Raw genomic sequence first — 21,264 nt, 5'->3', positions numbered from 1 at the left:
AAAGACTCATTTGTTAACGTCAGTTTTTAAAACAGTTTTTCTGAGTCTTTTAAAAAATTCACCAACAAGCTGAATCGATTTAGCTTGAAAGATAAAAGGTTTGAGGAGTGATAAGCGCTCAGAAGAAGCGGCGTTCAACTTCTCACACAGAATACATTTTTAAATTGATACCTTAAGGCTGGAGAAGCACCATGCTTAAGCTAAATAAGAACGACATTACCCTCTCGCAATCAGCGACAGATAAGTTTGAAGCAATAAAGAGTATTGCTCATAGCCTGACTGATAAAGGCCTAGTTGAGCAAGGTTACGTTGAAGGCATGCTAAACCGTGAAAACCAAAACTCTACGTTTTTGGGGAACGGTATTGCCATACCGCACGGTACAACCGACACTCGTGCAATGGTGAAAACAACGGGTGTTGCTGTGCACCACTTCCCACAAGGTGTCGACTGGGGTGATGGCAATACTGTGTTCGTCGCTATCGGTATCGCAGCTAAATCTGATGAGCACCTTGGCATTCTTAAACAGCTCACCAAAGTGCTAGGCGCAGATGGCGTAGAAGAACGTCTGCGTAATGCAAAAAATGAAGACGAAATCATCGCCCTACTGCACGGTGATGTTCAGCTTGAAGCAGACTTTGACGCTTCTTTAATTCAACTCATGTTCCCTGCGAGCGACATGCTACAGATGAGTGCTGTTGCTGGTGGTCTGTTAAAAAATACGGGATGTGCTGATAACGAGTTCGTTGCAGATCTCGTTACCAAACAACCAACTCACTTAGGTAATGGCCTGTGGTTAATTGGCAGTGACAAACATGTCACTCGCACAGGTGTGTCATTTGTCTCGACGGCAAACGACTGCGAATATGAAGGTCAAAAAGTGCGTGCACTTGTCGCGTTCGCGGCATGTAACAATGCTCACCAACCTATCCTAAAAACGCTTTCTAACATTGTGTTTAACAATGAACACGGCAAGCTTTTAGATGCATCAGTAGAACAGATTCTTGCTTTGTTCAAAGGTGAAGAAGTCACAGCCGCACCTTCAGAAGAAGGCAATACCGCTGTATTTAAAATCAAAAACTCTCACGGCCTACATGCTCGTCCGGGGGCAATGTTAGTCGCAGAAGCGAAAAAGTTTGAATCAACTATACGTGTTTCCAACCTAGACGGAGATGGAAAAGCAGTAAACGCGAAGAGCCTAATGAAAGTCATCGCACTGGGCGTTAAGCATGGTCACCAACTTCAATTTACAGCAGAAGGCCCTGATGCCCCGCAAGCCTTGGAGTCTATCGGAAATGCAATCGCTTCTGGCCTTGGTGAAGGTTAAGGATCCGATATGACAAACAAAACAAATAATGTTGTCACTATTACGCTCAACCCAGCATTGGATTTAACAGGTTCAGTAAATGAACTAAACGTTGGTTCCGTGAGCTTAGTACAGCAAAGCAATCTCCACGCTGCTGGTAAAGGTGTCAACGTAGCAAAAGTATTGAGCGATTTAGGCGCAGACGTCACGGTTACCGGCTTTCTCGGTAAAGATAACCCTGAGCTATTTCATCAGCTTTTCAATGACATCAACGTTAAGAATGAATTTGTGGAAGTAGAGGGTGCCACTCGTATCAACGTTAAGCTAGTTGAGGCCAATGGCAACGTCAGTGATATCAACTTCCCTGGCGTTCAAGTAACGACCGACGAAATTACTCGCTTTGAGGAGACACTATTTCGTCTAGCGGAGACGCATGATTACTTTGTATTGGCAGGCAGCCTACCGGTCGGTGTTACTGCAGAGCAATGCGCAGCATGGATTGAGAAGCTGCATCAGCAAGGCAAGAAAGTGTTGTTCGATAGCAGCAAAGCAGCACTACGCGCAGGCATCGACGCTCATCCTTGGTTGATCAAACCAAACGACGAAGAGCTAAGTGACTTTGTCGGCGAGCACCTTTCAACGCCAGAACAATGCCAAGCTGCTGCGCAAACACTGAGCGACAAAGGCATAGAAAACATCGTGGTTTCTATGGGACCTGACGGTGTTATGTGGCTCAACCAAGGCGAATGGCTTAGTGCAAAACCACCTCGAATGAATGTAGTGAGCACCGTTGGCGCAGGCGATACGCTGGTCGCTGGCTTGTGTTGGGGCCACATGCAACTGATGCCTAAAAACGATTTATTGCGCTTCGCTACGGCACTTTCTGCTTTGGCAGTTAGTCAAGTTGGCGTAGGGCTAACCAGTCAGGAAGAACTGGAAAATATCAAGCGACAAACTGAAGTTAGCGCGCTTTACCCTATTACAAACTTAGAACAAAACTAAGGAACAGAAGGTTATCGTATGAATATTGCCATTATTACTGCCTGTCCGAGCGGTGTAGCAAATAGCATCCTTGCGGCAGGATTACTAGAACAAGCCGCCGCAAAATTAAACTGGAATGCCAAAATAGAATGTCAATCAAGTGTGGTTGAACCAACACTATTGACGGAAGCTGACGTTGAACAAGCAGAAGTCATTGTCATTGCGGCAAATACTAGCGTCGACACTTCTCGTTTTGTAGGAAAAAAGGTTTACCAAGCGGAAATTAGCGAAGTAGCAAAAGACGCAACTGCGTTTCTCCAGCAAGCGGTTGAAAACGCCACTTTACTTGAAAAAGCAACCACACTTGCAGCCCCTATCACTACAGATACAACATCAGCATCAAAGAAGATTGTTGCAATCACGGCATGCCCTACTGGCGTTGCGCATACCTTTATGGCGGCAGAAGCTTTAGAAGAAGAAGGCAAGCGTCGTGGCCATCAAATCAAGGTGGAAACTCGTGGTTCAGTTGGCGCTAAAAACCAACTGACTGAGCAAGAAATTGCAGACGCCGATCTGGTGATCATTGCTGCGGATATTGAAGTGCCACTTGATCGCTTTAACGGCAAAAAGATGTACCGCACGAAAACAGGTCCAGCTCTGAAGAAAACAGCCGAAGAGATGGACAAAGCATTCGAGCAAGCCACGGTGTATCAACATTCTGGTTCAGCTAACTCTTCATCTTCCACCGAAGAGAAAAAAGGCGCTTACAAACACCTAATGACGGGTGTTTCGCACATGCTTCCTGTCGTCGTTGCAGGTGGTTTGATCATCGCTCTATCTTTCGTGTTCGGTATTGAAGCATTTAAAGAAGAAGGCACACTAGCAGCAGCCTTGATGAACATTGGTGGTGGCTCTGCATTCGCATTGATGATTCCTGTACTTGCTGGCTATATTGCGTTTTCAATCGCTGACCGTCCTGGTCTGGCTCCTGGTCTTGTTGGTGGTATGCTAGCAAGTTCAACGGGTGCTGGTTTCCTAGGTGGTATCGCAGCTGGCTTCATTGCCGGTTACGCAGCGAAACTCCTCGCAGATAAGGTGAAACTGCCACAATCGATGGAGGCGCTTAAACCGATTCTGATCATTCCATTTGTAGCAACATTGTTCACTGGTCTTGTGATGATCTACATCGTAGGCGGCCCAGTTTCAGGCATCATGAACGGCCTGACTGACTTCCTAAACAACATGGGATCTGACAGTGCAGTACTACTGGGTATTATCCTTGGCGCAATGATGTGTTTCGACCTAGGAGGCCCGGTAAACAAAGCCGCTTACGCATTTGGTGTTGGCCTTTTGGCTTCACAAACTTACGCGCCAATGGCGGCAATCATGGCCGCAGGTATGGTTCCTGCGCTAGGTATGGGTTTAGCGACCTTCATTGCGAAGAACAAATTTGAACAAAATGAACGCGAGGCAGGTAAAGCATCATTTGTCTTGGGCCTTTGTTTCATCTCTGAAGGCGCAATTCCATTTGCTGCGAAAGATCCAATGCGCGTGATTCCATCTTGTATGGCAGGTGGCGCACTTACTGGTGCCCTATCGATGCTATTCGGTGCGAAATTAATGGCACCACACGGCGGTCTATTCGTGCTGCTAATTCCTAACGCAATTTCACCAGTATTAATGTATTTAGTGGCTATTGCAGCAGGTACAGCGGTAACTGGCTTTACTTACGCATTCTTAAAAAGCAAAGCAGAAGCGAAACAAGAAGTCACAGCTTAATTAGAGCGACTCCGGTTAACAATGCCACCCTCGAATTTGGCATTTAGCACCTCCCTTTAATTCCGGTTAAGGGAGGTGTTTTTTATTCCGCAGCCGGAACGGCTACAATGTCTACTTCCCCACTGCTCATATCCACCGTTGCTTGATAAGCGCTATGCGGGTCACCGTAGTGCTTGAAGGTAAAGTGGTAAACGTTAGCTGGCGTCCACAAGGTTTTTGACTCTGCGGGCAGAATGTCATAGCCGTCTTGCTGATAAAGCTCTGTCGCCATTACATTTGCGATTGCCGCCTGCTGGTTAGCGTCTCGATCAACCTTTGGCTCTAATGACGGATTACTTGGATAAGATTCACCGTTGTAACTCATGAGTCGATAGGAGCCATTACTCCAAACGATAAAGTCCTGCCAACCATTACTGTAACTGTCGGCTAGTACAATAGGCGTGCGAGTTACCGACATTCGATTGATAACTTTTCCCTCATTATCAAACATATATGCAGCACAGCCACCACTACCACAGAAATAGCGATCTTGAAGCAACACTATGTATTCTGCCTTGCCGTCGCTGTTTAGGTCGGCGCTACCCGATAGATAACGTAGATTGTCTTGCTCGAGCGACAGCCCTTCAGAGGCTAAAACCTTACTATCAATCCAACTGGAAATGACTTCAGCACTAACACTGTTGACTTTAGGGGCAGGTTGTTTGGTTTCTGTCGGCATGCTATCCGTCGCGGTGCAGCCAACCAAGGTGAAAGAACCAACGAAGAAGAGTCCGTTTAATATGCGCTTATTCATGTAATCTCAATCTTTGATGTGTCGTTACATCAGTATACGCATGATTTGCATTGTAATCTTAAGAAAATCATTAAAATCAAGCAAATGAATGGTTTGGTATATTACTAAGATCAAAAAAGCCCCGAAGAAAACCTTCAGGGCTAGGCAGGAAGCTGGCAAATAGCCAGGAGTCCCTATGCAGTGGTCGGTTTTACCCTAAACAGAATTGCAAACATCACTGGCACCACTATCAGTGTCAGTACAGTAGCAAAACCAAGACCTGCCATAATCGTTATTGCCATCGAGCCAAAGAAGGCGTCGAAGACCAGTGGAATCATCCCCAAGATAGTTGTTAGCGCAGCCATACTTACCGGACGAACGCGGCTTATCGCACTATCGACAATCGCGAGGTAAGGATCTTTACCTGACTCCAACTCAAGGTTAATTTGGTCAAGCAACACAATACCGTTTTTCAAAATCATGCCACTTAGGCTTAACAAACCAAGGAATGCTGTAAAACTGAACGGCATGTTCGTGGTAAGCAAACCAAAAGCAACGCCAATGATAGCTAACGGAACGGTGAACCAAATGACCAACGGCTTTTTGATTGAGTTAAACAGTAAAATAGTAATGATGAACATCAACAAGTAACCCATCGGCAATGAACCGAATAGGCCTTCTTGTGCATCTTTGGATGATTCGTACTCACCACCCCATGTGATTTCGTATCCTTCTGGAACATGCAATGCCATCACTTTAGGCTGTACACGAGCAAATAAGCTTGCTGCCGTGTCGTCACTCAACACATCATGGTCCGCGAGAACGGTTAACGTACGCTTACGGTCACGGCGCTGAATTAGCGGCTCACTCCAATCCAGTTGAACGCCATCAATCACTTGATCAACCGGAATATACGTTTGCAACGAAGGACTCCAAATGGTCACGTTTTGTAGTGATTCAAAATCTACGCGTTCTTCTTCAGGAAGGCGTGTCATAATTGGCAACGTATGTGTACCATCACGCAAGTAACCTAAGGTGCTACCACCAAACGCCATTTGCAGTGTGCTTGAAAGATCTTCTTTCGAAATACCTAAGCGACGAGCTTTAGACTCATTGAAAACGGGTACAAGTTCCTTGGTGCGCTCTCGCCAATCGTGACGAATGTTTCGGGCACCAGGGTCGGTATGAAGGATGTCTTCAACTTGCACCGCCAAGTCACGTAAAACTTGTGGATCAGGGCCAGTAATACGCGCTTCGATCTTAGACGCTGGTGATGGACCAAATTCCATCAATTTAAACTGGAACGTAGGCGCATCAAATGTTTTCGCCAGATTCGCATCTAACTTATGCAGCAAACCAAACATTTTCTCACGATCAGTAGCGCGAACTTGGAACTGAGCGTACGCTTCGTAACTTTTTTCTGGTTGATAGGTTAAAGCAAAACGCTGTAGGCCCTGCCCAATCGAAGCAGAAACAAAGTCAATATCATCTTGCTGACGAATGTAGCTTTCGACCTCTTCAGCTTTTTTGATCGTTTCACGGATGTCAGTACCCTCTGGCATCCACATATCCACGTAGAACATCGGCGTATTCGATGGTGGGAAGAACTGCTGTTTTACATTACCAAATGCCACGACAGCACCCACTAATAGCGCCACCATGCCAGCAACGGTAAGCCAGCGGAATCGCAATGCAAATTTCAGCGATGCCCCAAATACGACAAACAACCAGCCTTTATAAGGATCATCTTCGCTAGTACTCTGCTCTTTGTTTTCCTCTTTCAACAAAAGATCGGCAAGGAAAGGCGTCAGTGTAATAGCGGTAATCCAGCTTAAAAATAGTGAGAAACACAGCACCCAGAATAGAGAGCCCATGAACTCACCTGTCGCATCTTGCGACAAGCCGATAGGTGCAAAAGCCGTAATTGCAATAACAGTTGCGCCCAACAAAGGCCATTGTGTTTGCTTTACAATATCGACAGCCGCTTGAACTTTGGTACGCCCTTTCTTTAGGCCAACTAATATGCCTTCCACGACAACAATCGCGTTATCAACCAGCATACCCAAGGCAATAATTAACGCGCCAAGAGAAATACGATGCAGTTCGATGTTGTTGTAATTCATCAAAATGAAGGTACCAAATACCGTCAATAACAACACAACTCCAATGATGACACCACTGCGTAAACCCATAGTAAACAGCAACACAATGATTACGATCGCCACTGCCTCCGCTAGACTAATTACAAACGCTTTAACAGATTCATCCACCTCATTGGCTTGGTTGTAAAAGTAGTTCATATCGATGCCAGCAGGCTTGATAGACTCAAGGCTCGCGAGCTCCGCATCCAAACGTTCACCAACCTCAACCACGTTCACACCCGATGCAAACGAGATACCGATATTAATCGCTTTTTGACCGTTAAAGAGTACGACGTTGCCTGGCTTCTCTTGAATACCGCGAGAAATCGTTGCTACGTCTTTTAGACGAATTAGATTTCCTGTGTCACGGCCATGAATGATCAGATTTTCTAGTGCTTCTACAGTGTTTAAGGTGCCGCTTGGGCGAATAACAAGGCTTTCGCCATTGACCATCACTTCACCTGCTGAAACCACATTGTTTTGCTGGTTCAACAAGCTCGAAACCACATTCATGTCTAAGTTCAGTGCAGCAAGGCGATCAAGTGAGATCTCAACGAATAGCATTTCTTGCTGATCGCCCGTAATGTCTACCTTACCAACACCATCAACAAGCTCGATTTCACGTGTCAGGTAATCCGCATAACGTTTCAGCTCTACATAGTCGTAATCGTCACCAGTGAGCATTAACATCACGCCATAAACGTCACCGAAATCATCAATGATCTGTAAAGACTGAACACCTTGAGGCAATGATGGTCGTAAATCATTAATTTTACGGCGCATTTCATCCCAAATTTGCGGCAGTTCATCAGGACCATAGTCCATTTCCATGCTCACCGTTATTTGAGACATACCATTAGAAGACGTAGAGGTAATTTTGTCGATATAAGGGAGTTTTCGAATCTCTTTTTCTAGAGGATACGTCAGTTCTTCTTCAACTTCTTTTGACGTCGCGCCAGGGTACGTTGAGATAATCATGGCATCTTTGATCGTAAATGCCGGGTCTTCTAATCGTCCAAGCTCCAAAAATGACGTTAAACCACCAACAGCAAGGATAATAATGAACAACCAGCTGATGACTTTGTTTTTTATTGAATACTCAGCAATGTTCATTATTGGTTATTCTCCACAACATCCACATGTTTACCTTCGCGTAATTTACGCAGATTTGAATTAATCAGAATATCGCCCTGGCTAACACCTGACGACACAATGGCTCCATTGCCATTCACTTGAGAAATCATGACAGGCACCCGTGTGACAATGTCACCTTCTTTTTTCCACACAAAGAACTCATTCCCTTCACTGCCTGCTTGAAGCGCCGTGACAGGAACACTGTAACCATCAATAGAGGTAATGCCCGCCTTCACCATATCGACCAAAACGCTTACGCTGGTTCCCGGTAATATCTCTGTTTTTGGCTGTGGCATCGTCAAGTACATTTCGTAGGTTTGAGTTTCAGCGTTGGGTTCACTTGTGTGCTCTAAATAGTCCAAAGCAAATCTGCCATCGATGCCGGAGAAGGTTGCTCTAGGCTTGTAGCTCATGCTGTCTGAGTTTGGGTCTACCATCGCTAAAACATTGTCGGAAAGCTCAATACGCACGTAAACCAAATCGTTTTGGTATAGGTTTAACACGGGTTCACCAATTGCCACACGCTCAAAACGTTCTTTGAAAACATCAGATACTTTACCGGCGAACGGGGCGAATAAACGGGTGTAATTCAATTGATTGGTCGCGTTATAGAAAGTAGCCTCAGCTAGCTCTTTATTAGCGGTTAGCTCATCAAGTTCCGCTTTTGAAATCATTTGACGTGCATGCAAGTCTTCACCGCGTTTAAGCTGACGAATTGCAAGTGTGTATTGTGCTTCTGCGTCATTCACGGCTTGCTTCTCTTTGCTATCATCTAGCTTTGCGATCATTTGCCCCTGCTTCACAACGTCACCCGCTTTAACCAATACGTGCTGAACTTCCCCAGCGCGGCGAAATGCCATTGGCGTTTGCTCTGCAGGCACTACTATGCCTTTGAACGCGCGATGTTGACTTTGTACTGGTGCATCCACCGAGATAGTCGACACAAAAAGTGGCTGCTCGACGATAGCTTGGTTTTCATTTTTGCACCCCGTTAAAACTGCAAGTGCAATCGCAGAGATCGTAAATAGAGAACGTTTCATTAAATGCCTCCCTCACGAACCCAAGCTTTCACCACTTGTCCTTCAACCAGTCTCTCAACACCAGCAATAACAACGTAATCATTGTTATCAAGCCCGGCTTTCACACCACCTGCTGCGTCAAGTGACACAGTGACTTTATTGACCTGCTGCGTGCTTCTGTCCATTACCCAAACTTCACCTTGCGTCCCATTTTTGTTGACCCAAGCAGACTGAGGTAACGTCATCGCGTCCGATACATGTTGTTTAGCAATGTGTACCTGCCCTGTCATACCTGTCAGCAAATTGCGATCTTCTGGTCGAGTGATGGTCACGATCGCCTCATAACTATTGGTATCGATGTTTGGCTGTGTCGAAATTTCTTTAAATTGCCCAGGAATACGTTTTCCTGGCTCGCTATCCATCGTCACCCACATATCGGAGTTTTCCAGTGACTCAAGTGATACAGATTCCGCATAACTTACTGGCAAGGTGAACGACACATCCAACGTCGTGTTATCAATGAGATTCAAGATCTCCTGCTTCTCTGCTACTACCTGAAATGGGTTGACATAGGTATATGACACTATGCCATCAAACGGTGCGTGAATTTTGGTATAGCTCAAATCGGTTTTAGCTTGTTCGTAGTTCGCCAATGCCGCTTTATATTGAGTTTCTTTCTGATCGTACTCATCAGTACTAATGAGTTTTTTTCCGTAAAGGTTTTTCGAGCGGTCCCATTGTGTTTTCGCTAACGCGTACTGCGCTTGAGCGGCATCTAACGCAAGCTGAAGATCTTTAGGGTCTAACGTTGCGAGCACTTCACCTTTTTGGACCTTTTGACCCATGCGTACACGTAATTCATCTACCTCTCCACCAACCTGAAAAGAAAGCTGCGCGCGATGTGTTGCATCAATACGCGCTAAAAAGGCGTGCGAGTCTTCAAGTTCTAGGTCTTTCACCGCCAGTAATTTTACAGGTTTGATTAAAGGTTCAGACGGCTCAGAAATGGCTTTATTACACCCAGTTAGCATCCCAGAAAGACTTAATGTCACCACTGCGCCAACTAAAGTGCGCTTTAAATATTGTTTTCGCACCCGCTTTCTCCGTAGGTTTTATATATTACACAGCCGTGCAGTATAAGCAGAATTTGAAATTGATCAACATATTTTCCAGGTGGATAGCAAATTAATTAGTCAAAGCGTTCGGTTTCTGGTAAAAGTAAGCGCGTGATTAATATTCGGGAAAATTCGAACTATGAATGAAAGAAAGCAGGGGCGTAGAAGTGCTGAAGCAGCAGAACAAACTAAGTGTCTGATCCTTAAAGTGGCAGCAGATATGTTTTGTGAACTTGGTTACGAGCGTGTCTCGCTGCGCAATATCAGTGAAAAGGCTGGTGTTTCACATAGTTTGATCCGTCACCACTTCGGCAGCAAAGAGAAAATCTGGCAAGCGGTTAGCGATGCAATGGACGAGTTCATGCAGTGCTATATGGCTGAACTCATCAATGAAATGCCGGAGAACACACCTTCGAATAGAAAAATTTATCTGTTTATGGTTCGCATGCTAGCATTTGCTCTCGTCAATCCTCATCCAGTACAGATGATCGCCGATGCCATTCGACAAGGCGATGACGGTGCTCTGCTGCAGTATTTCTTAAAGTCAAAAGATGAGTTCGCTGCGATATTTACCGGAATTTTCGAGCAGTACAACAGCGAAAACCCTAATGCACAGTTTGATCAGTGGGAATCAAAATGGCAAATGTTGATCTTCGCACATGGTGCTGTCAGTCTCGCGCCAATGATGCAAGAAACATGGCCGGATATTGCAGATAATCGCGAAAAACTGCTGATCAAGCATTGGGAATTGTTTAATACCATTATGGCCTCTCAATTTGGGATCGCAAAAGAAGAGATGATTCATCCGGAAAAGCTTGAAGATATCGTTATTGATATGTGCTGTACTATTGATGAAGCAGTAAACTAAAAGCAAACAAGCGAAAAGAAGACATAAAAATGCCGAGCTACAAAGCTCGGCATTTTTGTTTCAATTCGTTTTAACCACGGTAGTAGCGTTGTGGTACGAACGGCATTTTTTCAACTGTCATTGGTAGCATTTTGCCACGCACTTCAGCGAACACTTCAGTACCAATCGCCGCCAAATCCGCACGAACATACCCCATTGAGACTGGCTTACCTGCATTCGGGCCCGCCGTACCGCTGGTTACAACGCCAATTTTAACGCCGTCAGCATCAAACAGTTCAACACCTTCACGCACTGGCGCTTTGGTTTGACCTACTAGACCCACACGCTTACGCGCCACATCTTTAGTCTCAATCTGCTTAAGAATAATGCCTGCACCAGGGAAACCACCTTCACGTTCACCACCAATACGACGAACTTTTTGGATACCCCATAGCAAGCTCGCTTCAACAGGTGTTGTTGTTGTGTCTAGGTCATGACCGTATAGACAAAGGCCACACTCAAGACGAAGTGAATCACGAGCACCAAGGCCAATCCATTCAACTTCATCTTCCGCAGTCAGTTTACGTGCTAGCTCTTCCGCTTTGTCAGCAGGAACCGAGATTTCGTAACCGTCTTCGCCTGTATAACCACTACGAGAAACAATGCACTCGGCGCCTAAAATATCGACTTTACGAATATCCATGAACAGCATTTCAGAAACTTCTGGTGCAAAACGCGCCAATACAGCCGCCGCTTTAGGGCCTTGGATTGCAAGTAGAGCTCGGTCTTCGATAATTTCTAGCTCAACACCAGATGGTAAATGCGCTTGTAGGTGTGCGATATCTCGCGCTTTACATGCTGCGTTCACAACCACAAACAGATGATCGCCTAGGTTAGCCACCATCAAGTCGTCCATGATGCCGCCCTCTTCATTAGTGAAAAAAGCGTAACGCTGTTTACCAGACTCAAGATCCACAATATCCACTGGGACTAATGTTTCTAGGAACGCAGCTGCACCGTCACCAATTAGGCGAAGCTGTCCCATGTGAGAAACATCAAACAGACCTGCCGCATCACGAGTATGTAAGTGTTCCTTCTTTACGCCTAGAGGATACTGAACAGGCATATCGTAACCCGCGAACGGGACCATTTTGGCACCAACTTCAACGTGAAGTGCGTGTAGTGGTGTTTTCAGTAGTTCTTGAGTCATTTTCGTCTCCATTTAGATAGACCCGAGAATGCTATCGGCATTCGATGTGTTTCCAATAATAAACATGGCTCATTCTATTTTGCACGAACAAGACGTAGATCGACTTGCAAAAGTGTGACTCTTAACATTTTAATCACAACAAATCGTACAAAAAAAGCGCTTTAATGAGCAAGTTCTCATCAAAAAAGCGCCTTTTCATCATAACGACCACCAACAGCAATCGTTTGCTTTCACTATAGGAAATTTACAAGTATTTATCACTATTTGGCTGTCACCCACAAAATGAGCGCATCTTCCTCGCTAACACTGGTCAACATATGTCCCATATTTGCATCGTAATAAACGCTGTCTCCCTCGCTTAAAACAACAGGTTCGTAAAACTCAGAATAGAACATAACCTCGCCAGATAAGATAAGTAAAAATTCTTCGCCGTCATGACGAACCCAGTCTTTATATTCATCAAAACTACGAGCTCGAATTTGGCTCTTAAACGGCATCATTTTCTTATTGGAAAGTTGTGTCGCGAGCAGTTCATGTTCATAGGTTTGTGTTGGGTGTGGTTTACCTTCATTCTTCTTGGTAACATCCCTGCGCCCTGTCGCTACCTTTTTTCTAGGTGGCTCAAAGAGTTGTGGCATGTCAATTTGTAAGCCTAGTGCCAATTTTTGCATCGCTTGAAACGTCGGGGAGATCTGCTCATTTTCTATTTTGCTCAGTGTAGATCGAGCAAGTCCGGTTCGCTGACTCGCTTCTTCTAATGTGATACCGAGTTTCGAGCGGATATCCTTAATACGCTGGCCCAGTTTTAACGGCTCGATATTTTGGTCATGTTGCTCTTTTGCCAACGTCATCGATGGGTATTCATCGTAAATACTTTCTGCCATAAATCCCTCTATAGATATCCATATTTTTTGTCTTACTCGCATTGTGCATGAAGCACATAGTGGATAGAAGTCCACCAAGTGAATTAAAGCGTGCTCTTGTTAACAAATTTTGAAATCTTGTTTCCTATAGGAAATTTTTGGTTGATTGTTCCCGTCACAGGCGCTATGTTACCAACTTGTTAGATGTAGAGATGCATATTTCCGTAAGAGATTGGTAAAGGAAACACGCAATCCAACGGAGTTTTTGCCCAAATTTAGGGCCGGATGTTCACTCTGTTCTGCTACGCAGTTCAGCTGTTTTTGAGGACAAATGAACCACAACCGCAAATCATAACTCATCTATTGCGGGTTCATTTTCAGATTTGGAAGGTCAACTACCATGAATAAGAGTTACCCTAACCACAGCTTGGAAAACTTTTTCTCTACCAACCTCTCTGCGACAGATGATGCTGTCTTTGCTGGAATTCAAGCGGAATCCGCTCGCCAAAACGAACAAATCGAACTTATCGCTTCTGAGAACATCGTGTCTAAAGCGGTAATGCAAGCTCAAGGCACGTGCCTAACAAACAAATACGCTGAAGGTTACCCAGGTCGCCGTTACTATGGTGGTTGTGAGCACGTAGATACAGTGGAAGCCATTGCTATCGAACGCGCAAAAAAACTTTTCAATTGTGAATACGCAAACGTTCAACCACACTCAGGCGCACAAGCAAACGGCGCAGTAAAGCTGGCACTGCTTCAACCTGGTGACACCATTCTTGGTATGTCTTTAGACGCAGGTGGTCACCTGACGCACGGCGCACGCCCAGCACTTTCTGGTAAATGGTTTAATGCAGTTCAATACGGTGTTGATCGCGAAACACTGGAAATCAACTACGAAGATGTTCGTGAGCTAGCACTTGAGCACCAACCTAAAATGATCATCGCAGGTGGTAGCGCCATTCCACGTACTATCGACTTTGCAAAATTCCGTGAAATCGCAGACGAAGTAAATGCAATTCTTATGGTCGACATGGCGCACATCGCTGGTCTTATCGCAACAGGCGCACACCCTAGCCCACTGCCACACGCACACGTTGTTACGACTACAACACACAAAACATTGCGTGGCCCTCGCGGCGGTATGATTCTTACTAACCACGAAGACATCATTAAGAAAATCAACTCAGCCGTATTCCCTGGCCTACAAGGTGGCCCACTGATGCACGTTATCGCAGCCAAAGCGGTCGCATTTGGTGAAGCGCTTGGCCCTGAATTTAAAACTTATATTGATTCGGTGATCAATAACGCAAAAGTCCTAGCGGAAGTATTGCAAACTCGCGGTTGCGACATCGTAACTGGTGGTACAGACACGCACCTAATGCTGGTTGACCTTCGTCCGAAAGGGTTGAAAGGCAATAAAGCAGAAGAAGCTCTAGAGCGTGCTGGGATCACATGTAACAAAAATGGCATCCCATTCGATACAGAGAAGCCTATGATTACATCGGGCATCCGTTTAGGAACGCCTGCGGGTACAAGCCGCGGCTTTGGCGCTGAAGAATTCAAACTCATCGGTAATTGGATTGGTGACGTACTGGACGGTTTAGTGAACAACCCTGAAGGTGACGCAGAAGTTGAAAAACGCGTTCGCAAAGAAGTAAAAGAACTTTGCAGTCGCTTTCCTCTATACCAGTAAACGATTTTTTTGAAATCATAATAATTCCTGACAAGTTATTCGGAGATTAAGCAATGGACAAAACACTGAAGTTTGCAGATAGCCACGAGTGGGTACGTGACAACGGTGACGGCACAGTAACAATTGGTATTTCTGAGCATGCACAAGAAATGCTAGGTGACGTGGTATTCGTTGACCTACCAGACGTAGAAGACGAAGTTGAAGCAGGTGAAAGCTTCTCTCTCGTTGAATCTGTAAAAGCAGCGTCAGACATCTACGCACCAATCACTGGTGAAATCGTAGAAATCAATGAAGAACTAGAAGACAGCCCAGAGCTAATTAACGAAGAGCCGTACGAAGGTGGCTGGATCGTAAAAGTGAAGATGTCTGATGTATCTGAACTAGATAACCTGAAAGACGCAGACGAATACCTAAACTCTATCGAAGAAGAGTAATTAGGATGTGACGAAAGCTGTTCCCTAGCCTGTTTAGAGAACAGCTTTTTTTCTAGGTTCGGACGTATAATTTAATTTATCAGTAACGCAAATCCGTTACCCGAACCAAGGAGTAGGTAAAGGACAATGACTGAATTACTTCAAAGCCTCAGCACACAAAACGAGTTCGTTGCTCGCCACAATGGACCAAACAAATCTGACCAACAGAAAATGTTGGAAGCGATCAACGCAGTTAGCCTAGATTCGCTTATCGACGAAACCGTACCAGCACAAATTCGCCTAGAGCAACCAATGAGCTTGGCAGAAGCGAAAAGCGAAGCAGACATGCTGGCAGCAATGCGTAAGTTCGCCGATCAGAACCAAGTTAAACGTACATTCATTGGTCAGGGTTACTACAACACCTTCACGCCGAACGTGATTCTACGCAACGTGATGGAAAACCCGGGCTGGTACACCGCTTACACCCCTTACCAACCAGAGATCTCACAAGGTCGTTTAGAAGCACTTCTAAACTACCAACAAATGGTGATGGATCTTACTGGTATGGAAATCGCGAACGCGTCATTGCTCGATGAAGCAACGGCAGCAGCAGAAGCGATGACACTTTGTAAGCGTGCGGGTAAAAGCAAGAGCAACGTATTCTTCGTTGCTGACGACGTTCACCCACAAACCATCGAAGTGGTAAAAACTCGTGCGAAATTCATCGGCTTTGAAGTCTTGGTTGGTTCTTTAGAATCACTACCAGAGCAAGACGTGTTCGGCGCACTAGTTCAATACCCAAGTACAACAGGTGAAGTTCGTGACCTAACGGACATCATCGCTAAAGCGCAAGCAAACAAAACACTAGTGACTGTAGCAACGGACCTTCTTGCTTCTACCCTACTTAAACCTGCAGGTGAAATGGGCGCAGACGTAGCAATCGGTTCAGCACAACGTTTTGGCGTGCCGATGGGTTACGGCGGTCCACACGCTGCTTTCATGGCAACGCGTGATAAGCACAAGCGTACAATGCCTGGCCGTGTTATCGGTGTTTCTATCGATACCAATGGTAACCAAGCACTGCGTATGGCAATGCAAACGCGTGAACAGCACATCCGTCGTGAAAAAGCGACATCAAACATCTGTACTGCTCAAGCACTGCTAGCGAACATGGCGTCTTTCTACGCGGTTTACCACGGCGCAGAAGGTCTACGCACTATTGCTCGTCGTACACACCACATGACAGCCATCCTAGCCGCTGGCCTAACTAAAGGCGGCTTCGAGCTTGCTCACAACAGCTTCTTCGACACCATCACTATCAACACAGGTGCACAAACTGAAGACCTATACGCGAAAGCACTAGCCGCAGACATCAACCTACGTAAGTTGGGTACTCAGCTAGGTGTGAGCTTCGACGAAACTACAACCGTGGCAGATGTAGAAGCCCTATTCGCAGTATTCGGTGTGAAAGAAGAAGTCGCAGCACTATCAACTGAAATCGCAGGCAACGAGTTTGCAGCCATTCCAGAAGCATTGCGCCGCACAACAGAATATCTAACACACCCTGTGTTTAACACGCACCACAGCGAAACACAGATGATGCGTTACCTAAAACAGCTAGAGAACAAAGACTTCTCACTCACGCACGGCATGATCCCACTGGGCAGCTGTACGATGAAGCTGAACGCAGCAGCAGAGATGATTCCAGTAACTTGGCCTGAGTTTGGTTCGATCCACCCGTTCGCACCAGCAGAACAAGCAGCTGGTTACGCTGCACTCGCAAAAGACCTTAAAGAAAAGCTATGTGAAATCACTGGCTATGACGCATTCTCACTACAACCAAACTCTGGTGCATCGGGTGAGTACGCAGGTCTTATCGCGATTCAACGCTACCACGAAAGCCGTGGCGAAGGTCACCGCAACGTATGTTTGATCCCAAGCTCTGCGCACGGTACTAACCCTGCGACAGCATCTATGGTGTCAATGAAAGTGGTTGTGGTTAAGTGTGATGAAGAAGGCAACATCGACATCGACGACCTAGCAGCGAAAATCGAGAAACACAAATACAACCTATCAAGCATTATGATCACTTACCCTTCGACGCACGGCGTTTACGAAGAGAAAGTGAAAGAAGTGTGTGAAATGGTTCATGCCGCCGGTGGTCAGGTTTACCTAGACGGCGCTAACATGAACGCGCAGGTTGGTCTAACATCACCAGGCTTCATCGGTTCAGACGTTTCTCACCTAAACCTACACAAAACCTTCTGCATCCCGCACGGTGGTGGCGGTCCGGGTATGGGTCCTATCGGTGTGAAATCTCACCTAGCTCCTTTCTTACCAGGGCATATTGAAGACGGTGTAGAAGGCGCAGATTTCGCAGTATCAGCAGCAGATATGGGTAGCGCTTCTATCCTGCCTATCTCTTGGGCTTACATCGCAATGATGGGCGAAGCTGGCCTAACAGATGCTACAAAAGTAGCAATTCTGAACGCAAACTACGTGATGGAAACACTTCGCCAACACTACCCTGTTCTTTACCGTGGCAAAAATGGCCGCGTAGCGCACGAATGTATTATCGACATTCGTCCGCTGAAAGAAGAAACAGGTATCAGCGAAGAAGACATCGCGAAGCGTCTAATGGACTACGGTTTCCACGCACCAACTATGTCGTTCCCTGTAGCGGGCACGCTAATGGTTGAGCCAACGGAATCGGAAGATCTAGAAGAGCTAGACCGCTTCTGTGATGCGATGATCGCTATCCGCGAAGAAATGGAGAAAGTGAAAAACGGTGAATGGCCACTGGATAACAACCCACTTGTTAACGCGCCACACACACAAGTTGATCTTTCAGCTGAAGATTGGGACCGCCCTTACTCTCGCGAGATTGGCTGCTTCCCGTCTAAAGCGACCAAATCTTGGAAGTACTGGCCAACGGTAAATCGCGTAGATAACGTATACGGTGACCGTAACCTAATCTGTTCATGCCCAAGCATCGATAACTACGAAGATTAATTTTTGTAGAATCTAAATAAACAAAGGCGAACCGTTTGGTTCGCCTTTTTGTTTTTGGTGTGCCGCCCTAACACTTGTTGATACATCGAGAAGGAATGATGGCTAGTTATTGTTTGCACAAAAGTGATTTAGAAATACAGTAACTTCTGAGAACCTTTGAATTAGCACTAATATCTCAGAGCCTTAAAGGCTTGTTGGAAACTCCTCATGAACACTATGCTATGCAGGTGCTATGTAGTTTCTAGTTCAGTTGCAGTAAGTCCCATTTATTACCATAGAGATCTTGGAACACCACCACTGTCCCGTATTCTTCCACACGAGGCTCTTCATTAAATACAACACCATTTTTCTTCATCAACTCGTAGTCACGCCAAAAATCATTAGTTTGCAGAAACAGGAAAACACGACCACCTGTTTGATTTCCTACTGCATGCGTTTGCTCCGGTGTACTCGCTTGAGCTAAAAGTAGGTTTGTACCATTGGAGTTTGGAGGAGAAACTTGAACCCAGCGTTTACCACCACCTAGGTTGGTATCTTCAACCAGAGTGAATTGAAGTTTTTGAGTATAGAATTCGATAGCATCGTCGTAATTTTCAACGACTAGAGCAATGTTTCCGATTTGCTGCTGAACAGTTTTGGCCATGATGATTTCCGCTGTGTCAAAACGCTAATTGTACGCTATTTTGAGACTTTTCTAGAAAGCACATAACGCCTTGCAAATGTGTAAGGCACACAATACGAATGTTTACGCACAGCGCCTTTGTCACTAGAACCTACAAATAATATAGCTACCACAAGTGTCGAATCTTGATTGAGCAACTCATCAAAGCCTTAGCTATAACTCAAGAGCAAATCTCTAACCTAATAAAGAAGGCTGCTTGTATACCACGGTATTATAGTTCTTCTAGTTTTCCCTTAGCTAAATCTTCTTGTTGCTTAAGGAACATGAAGAAGTTTGCCTCACTGATAAACGGGTTACCGCTTGTGCCGAGCTTCTTCCTATTTTCAAAAAGGAAATTTTTATGTGGATGGTTCGAAAGGTTAACGTTCACAATAGGTGCCTGTAGTGAAATTTTTCTAATTTTCTCCATGCTAGTCAGGAACTGGCCAATAACTTCTGGATCATTGCTACTTACGCTATGCCCACCAACGATAAAAGCACGATATTGTTCGCCATTATCTTCAACAGTGAAGTCTAAGGAATAATCACCTTCCGTGTGGCCAGGTGTGAGATAGAACTTAAACTCATGTCCACCAATAACCATAGAGCTATCGCTTTTTATCTCTATGTCTAAATTTGGAGGAAGGAACTTGTTCTCACCTTCGCTTTTGTTTGATTGCTGTATAGATAGTTCATGAGCGCTTTTGGTCATCACGACTTTGGAACCATACTTCTCTTGAAGTAACTGGGCGCCTCCAACGTGGTCAGAATGCCCATGAGTTACCAATATGTGCGTTATTGGCTTATCTTTTAGCCCTAGCTTCTCTAGGTTGATAGGTATCCACTCAGAGTAAGGGAAGTCAAGCGTATCAATGATAACGAGTCCGTCGTCTGTAGCAATGGCATATGATGAGACCCACTTGTCTCCTACATAATAGACATTATCAAACATTTGAAATGGTTCTACATAACCGTTCTTATCATTCATTGCTGGAACATATTGACTTAAGGAAACAAAAGACGAAGCACTTAAAAGTAAACCTACAATAATTTTTTTCACGAAATCACACACAAATATATCCTTAATAATTTCTTATAGAACCTCGCGGATGAGAAAGCTCTAAACGATTTTCAGAGGCAAATACAACTGCAAATACTTTCTACTTAGCTTGAGTTTTAGCTGACCGAATCACTGGTAAACTCGAATCCCATTAACTGCCTATGTATTCATGATTCTTTTAGAGGTTAAATAAATGAACTCAATTGAAGCAGAGTCATGAAGCTTCAATTGAGGTTACCGGCACAGCACAATGTGATAAACCTCTTTCAAGCAAACATTTGAATGCGATTTTTCCAATTTAAGACATGTTCAATAAATGCATCAACTCTTGCAGGCCTTTTATCGCGGTCTCGATACATAATGAATACTTCTTTACCCGAGCATTGCCATTCTGGCAACAAAGGCAGCAGGTTATGTTGATCATGATTTAGCTCATGAAAGTAATAGGTTGGAATCCACGCAATTCCTAAACCATGGATGACAGCGTCTCTAACTAGTAGTACATCATTTGAAGTGAATTGAAACTTTAGCGGATGATCAAATGTTTCATTGGTGATTTGATTAACTAATTTCCATTGGCTGTCGTTGTTTACCGTAATTAGGCGATGATGCACAAGTTGTTCAGGATGGGTAATCGGTTGGTGTTGTTCTAAATAGCTTCGTGATGCACAAAGCGCAAATGGAATCGACCATAATTTCTGAGCAATCCAGTCTTGTTCAATAAGATCACCAAGACGAAAACTAACATCGACACGGTTAGATACAAGATTGATTTTTTCATTCTGTACATCTAAATCGATACATATCTTCGGATGTTGCTCTGCAAATTCATAAACGCACCGCTTTAACCACATCTGTGTCATGTTAATTGGCGCTGATATTTTGATCGTTCCGCTTAAAGACTGACGCTCAGTCGCAATTCTCGATGTCACATTATTTAAGCTAAGAAGTAACGGCTCACAGAGTTGATAATATTTTTCGCCATCAGTTGTTAACGCAAAGTGGTGTGCACTGCGGTTAAATAGTCTGCAATTTAAGTTTATTTCCAGCCTTTTTAACTTCCGGCTTAGCGTGGCTAACGGGACATTAAGACGCTCAGATGCTTGTGTTAGGCTTTGATAGCGAGCAACAGAAACGAATAACAAAAGGTCATCCAAAGAGTGACGTTCCATATTTGGGATTAACCCTCTTAAATTTGGCTATTAAAAATCAAATATGAAATATATAGCATTATCGCGTCAAGTTAATTTTTATCAG

The 21,264-nt window shown here is 44.8% G+C and carries 16 protein-coding genes; 7 read left to right on the top strand and 9 right to left on the bottom strand.

Annotation, left to right across the window (positions count from 1 at the left end):
• The first annotated feature begins 191 nt into the window (after nt 1-191).
• The 3 genes from fruB to fruA are packed head-to-tail and all read left to right on the top strand — an operon-like array spanning nt 192 to nt 4,064.
• The gene (gene fruB, locus R7E47_RS18560) at nt 192-1,325 is read left to right on the top strand and encodes a fused PTS fructose transporter subunit IIA/HPr protein (RefSeq protein WP_318084920.1); all 1,134 of its coding nucleotides are present in this window, start codon (nt 192-194) and stop codon (nt 1,323-1,325) included.
• A 9-nt stretch (nt 1,326-1,334) separates the two neighbouring features.
• Nucleotides 1,335-2,306 (top strand): 1-phosphofructokinase, encoded by a 972-nt coding sequence (gene pfkB / locus R7E47_RS18555; RefSeq protein WP_318084918.1) that lies wholly within the window; start codon nt 1,335-1,337, stop codon nt 2,304-2,306.
• Between the two features lie 18 nt (nt 2,307-2,324).
• Complete coding sequence (fruA, locus tag R7E47_RS18550; protein ID WP_213965247.1) at nt 2,325-4,064, top strand: PTS fructose transporter subunit IIBC; 1,740 nt, start codon at nt 2,325-2,327, stop codon at nt 4,062-4,064.
• An 82-nt stretch (nt 4,065-4,146) separates the two neighbouring features.
• On the opposite strand, the gene R7E47_RS18545 is transcribed toward fruA, so the two are convergent.
• The 4 genes from R7E47_RS18545 to R7E47_RS18530 all read right to left on the bottom strand — a co-directional run bounded on the left by R7E47_RS18545 (nt 4,147) and on the right by R7E47_RS18530 (nt 10,224).
• Nucleotides 4,147-4,857, bottom strand: coding sequence for a hypothetical protein (locus R7E47_RS18545; protein WP_171345661.1), 711 nt, complete (start codon nt 4,855-4,857; stop codon nt 4,147-4,149).
• A gap of 173 nt (nt 4,858-5,030) precedes the next feature.
• A complete protein-coding gene (locus R7E47_RS18540) occupies nt 5,031-8,090 on the bottom strand; it encodes an efflux RND transporter permease subunit (RefSeq protein WP_193837688.1) in 3,060 nt (1,019 codons plus the stop codon).
• The gene (locus tag R7E47_RS18535) at nt 8,090-9,151 is read right to left on the bottom strand and encodes an efflux RND transporter periplasmic adaptor subunit (RefSeq protein ID WP_054576014.1); all 1,062 of its coding nucleotides are present in this window, start codon (nt 9,149-9,151) and stop codon (nt 8,090-8,092) included. Before R7E47_RS18535 ends, R7E47_RS18540 begins: the two co-directional genes overlap by 1 nt.
• Nucleotides 9,151-10,224 (bottom strand): efflux RND transporter periplasmic adaptor subunit, encoded by a 1,074-nt coding sequence (locus tag R7E47_RS18530; RefSeq protein ID WP_054576015.1) that lies wholly within the window; start codon nt 10,222-10,224, stop codon nt 9,151-9,153. The genes R7E47_RS18535 and R7E47_RS18530 overlap by 1 nt, the downstream gene beginning before the upstream one ends.
• A 160-nt stretch (nt 10,225-10,384) precedes the next feature.
• Between R7E47_RS18530 and vdeR the strand changes: the two genes are divergently transcribed.
• Nucleotides 10,385-11,113: an efflux transporter transcriptional repressor VdeR gene (gene vdeR, locus R7E47_RS18525; RefSeq protein WP_017820966.1), complete on the top strand. Its 729-nt coding sequence runs from the start codon at nt 10,385-10,387 to the stop codon at nt 11,111-11,113.
• A 70-nt stretch (nt 11,114-11,183) separates the two neighbouring features.
• On the opposite strand, the gene gcvT is transcribed toward vdeR, so the two are convergent.
• Together gcvT and R7E47_RS18515 are read right to left on the bottom strand one after the other, a co-directional pair.
• Nucleotides 11,184-12,302 (bottom strand): glycine cleavage system aminomethyltransferase GcvT, encoded by a 1,119-nt coding sequence (gene gcvT, locus R7E47_RS18520; RefSeq protein WP_054576016.1) that lies wholly within the window; start codon nt 12,300-12,302, stop codon nt 11,184-11,186.
• A gap of 260 nt (nt 12,303-12,562) precedes the next feature.
• Nucleotides 12,563-13,186 carry a helix-turn-helix domain-containing protein gene (locus R7E47_RS18515; RefSeq protein ID WP_005376429.1) on the bottom strand — a complete coding sequence of 208 codons (624 nt, stop codon included), beginning with the start codon at nt 13,184-13,186 and terminating at the stop codon, nt 12,563-12,565.
• Between the two features lie 379 nt (nt 13,187-13,565).
• Between R7E47_RS18515 and R7E47_RS18510 the strand changes: the two genes are divergently transcribed.
• From R7E47_RS18510 to gcvP, 3 genes are all read left to right on the top strand, one after another.
• On the top strand, nt 13,566-14,861 hold the full coding sequence (locus tag R7E47_RS18510) for a serine hydroxymethyltransferase (RefSeq protein ID WP_005376430.1): 1,296 nt from the start codon (nt 13,566-13,568) through the stop codon (nt 14,859-14,861).
• Nucleotides 14,862-14,914: 53 nt separating this feature from the next.
• On the top strand, nt 14,915-15,295 hold the full coding sequence (gene gcvH, locus R7E47_RS18505) for a glycine cleavage system protein GcvH (RefSeq protein ID WP_005376432.1): 381 nt from the start codon (nt 14,915-14,917) through the stop codon (nt 15,293-15,295).
• A gap of 126 nt (nt 15,296-15,421) precedes the next feature.
• Nucleotides 15,422-18,286 (top strand): aminomethyl-transferring glycine dehydrogenase, encoded by a 2,865-nt coding sequence (gene gcvP, locus R7E47_RS18500; protein WP_054576017.1) that lies wholly within the window; start codon nt 15,422-15,424, stop codon nt 18,284-18,286.
• 241 nt (nt 18,287-18,527) lie between these two features.
• On the opposite strand, the gene R7E47_RS18495 is transcribed toward gcvP, so the two are convergent.
• The 3 genes from R7E47_RS18495 to R7E47_RS18485 form a co-directional block, all read right to left on the bottom strand.
• Entirely contained in the window at nt 18,528-18,929 is a 402-nt protein-coding gene (locus tag R7E47_RS18495; protein WP_005388788.1) for a VOC family protein, read from the bottom strand.
• 250 nt (nt 18,930-19,179) lie between these two features.
• Nucleotides 19,180-20,007 carry an MBL fold metallo-hydrolase gene (locus R7E47_RS18490; protein WP_170890114.1) on the bottom strand — a complete coding sequence of 276 codons (828 nt, stop codon included), beginning with the start codon at nt 20,005-20,007 and terminating at the stop codon, nt 19,180-19,182.
• Between the two features lie 266 nt (nt 20,008-20,273).
• Nucleotides 20,274-21,179, bottom strand: coding sequence for a LysR family transcriptional regulator (locus tag R7E47_RS18485; protein WP_033906526.1), 906 nt, complete (start codon nt 21,177-21,179; stop codon nt 20,274-20,276).
• Nucleotides 21,180-21,264 lie beyond the last annotated feature (85 nt).

The sequence above is a fragment of the Vibrio sp. Vb1026 genome (assembly GCF_033338745.1).
Lineage (GTDB): Bacteria > Pseudomonadota > Gammaproteobacteria > Enterobacterales > Vibrionaceae > Vibrio > Vibrio alginolyticus.
The sequence above is the reverse complement of the archived record's forward strand: the minus strand, read 5'-3'. Positions and strand labels throughout refer to the sequence as shown.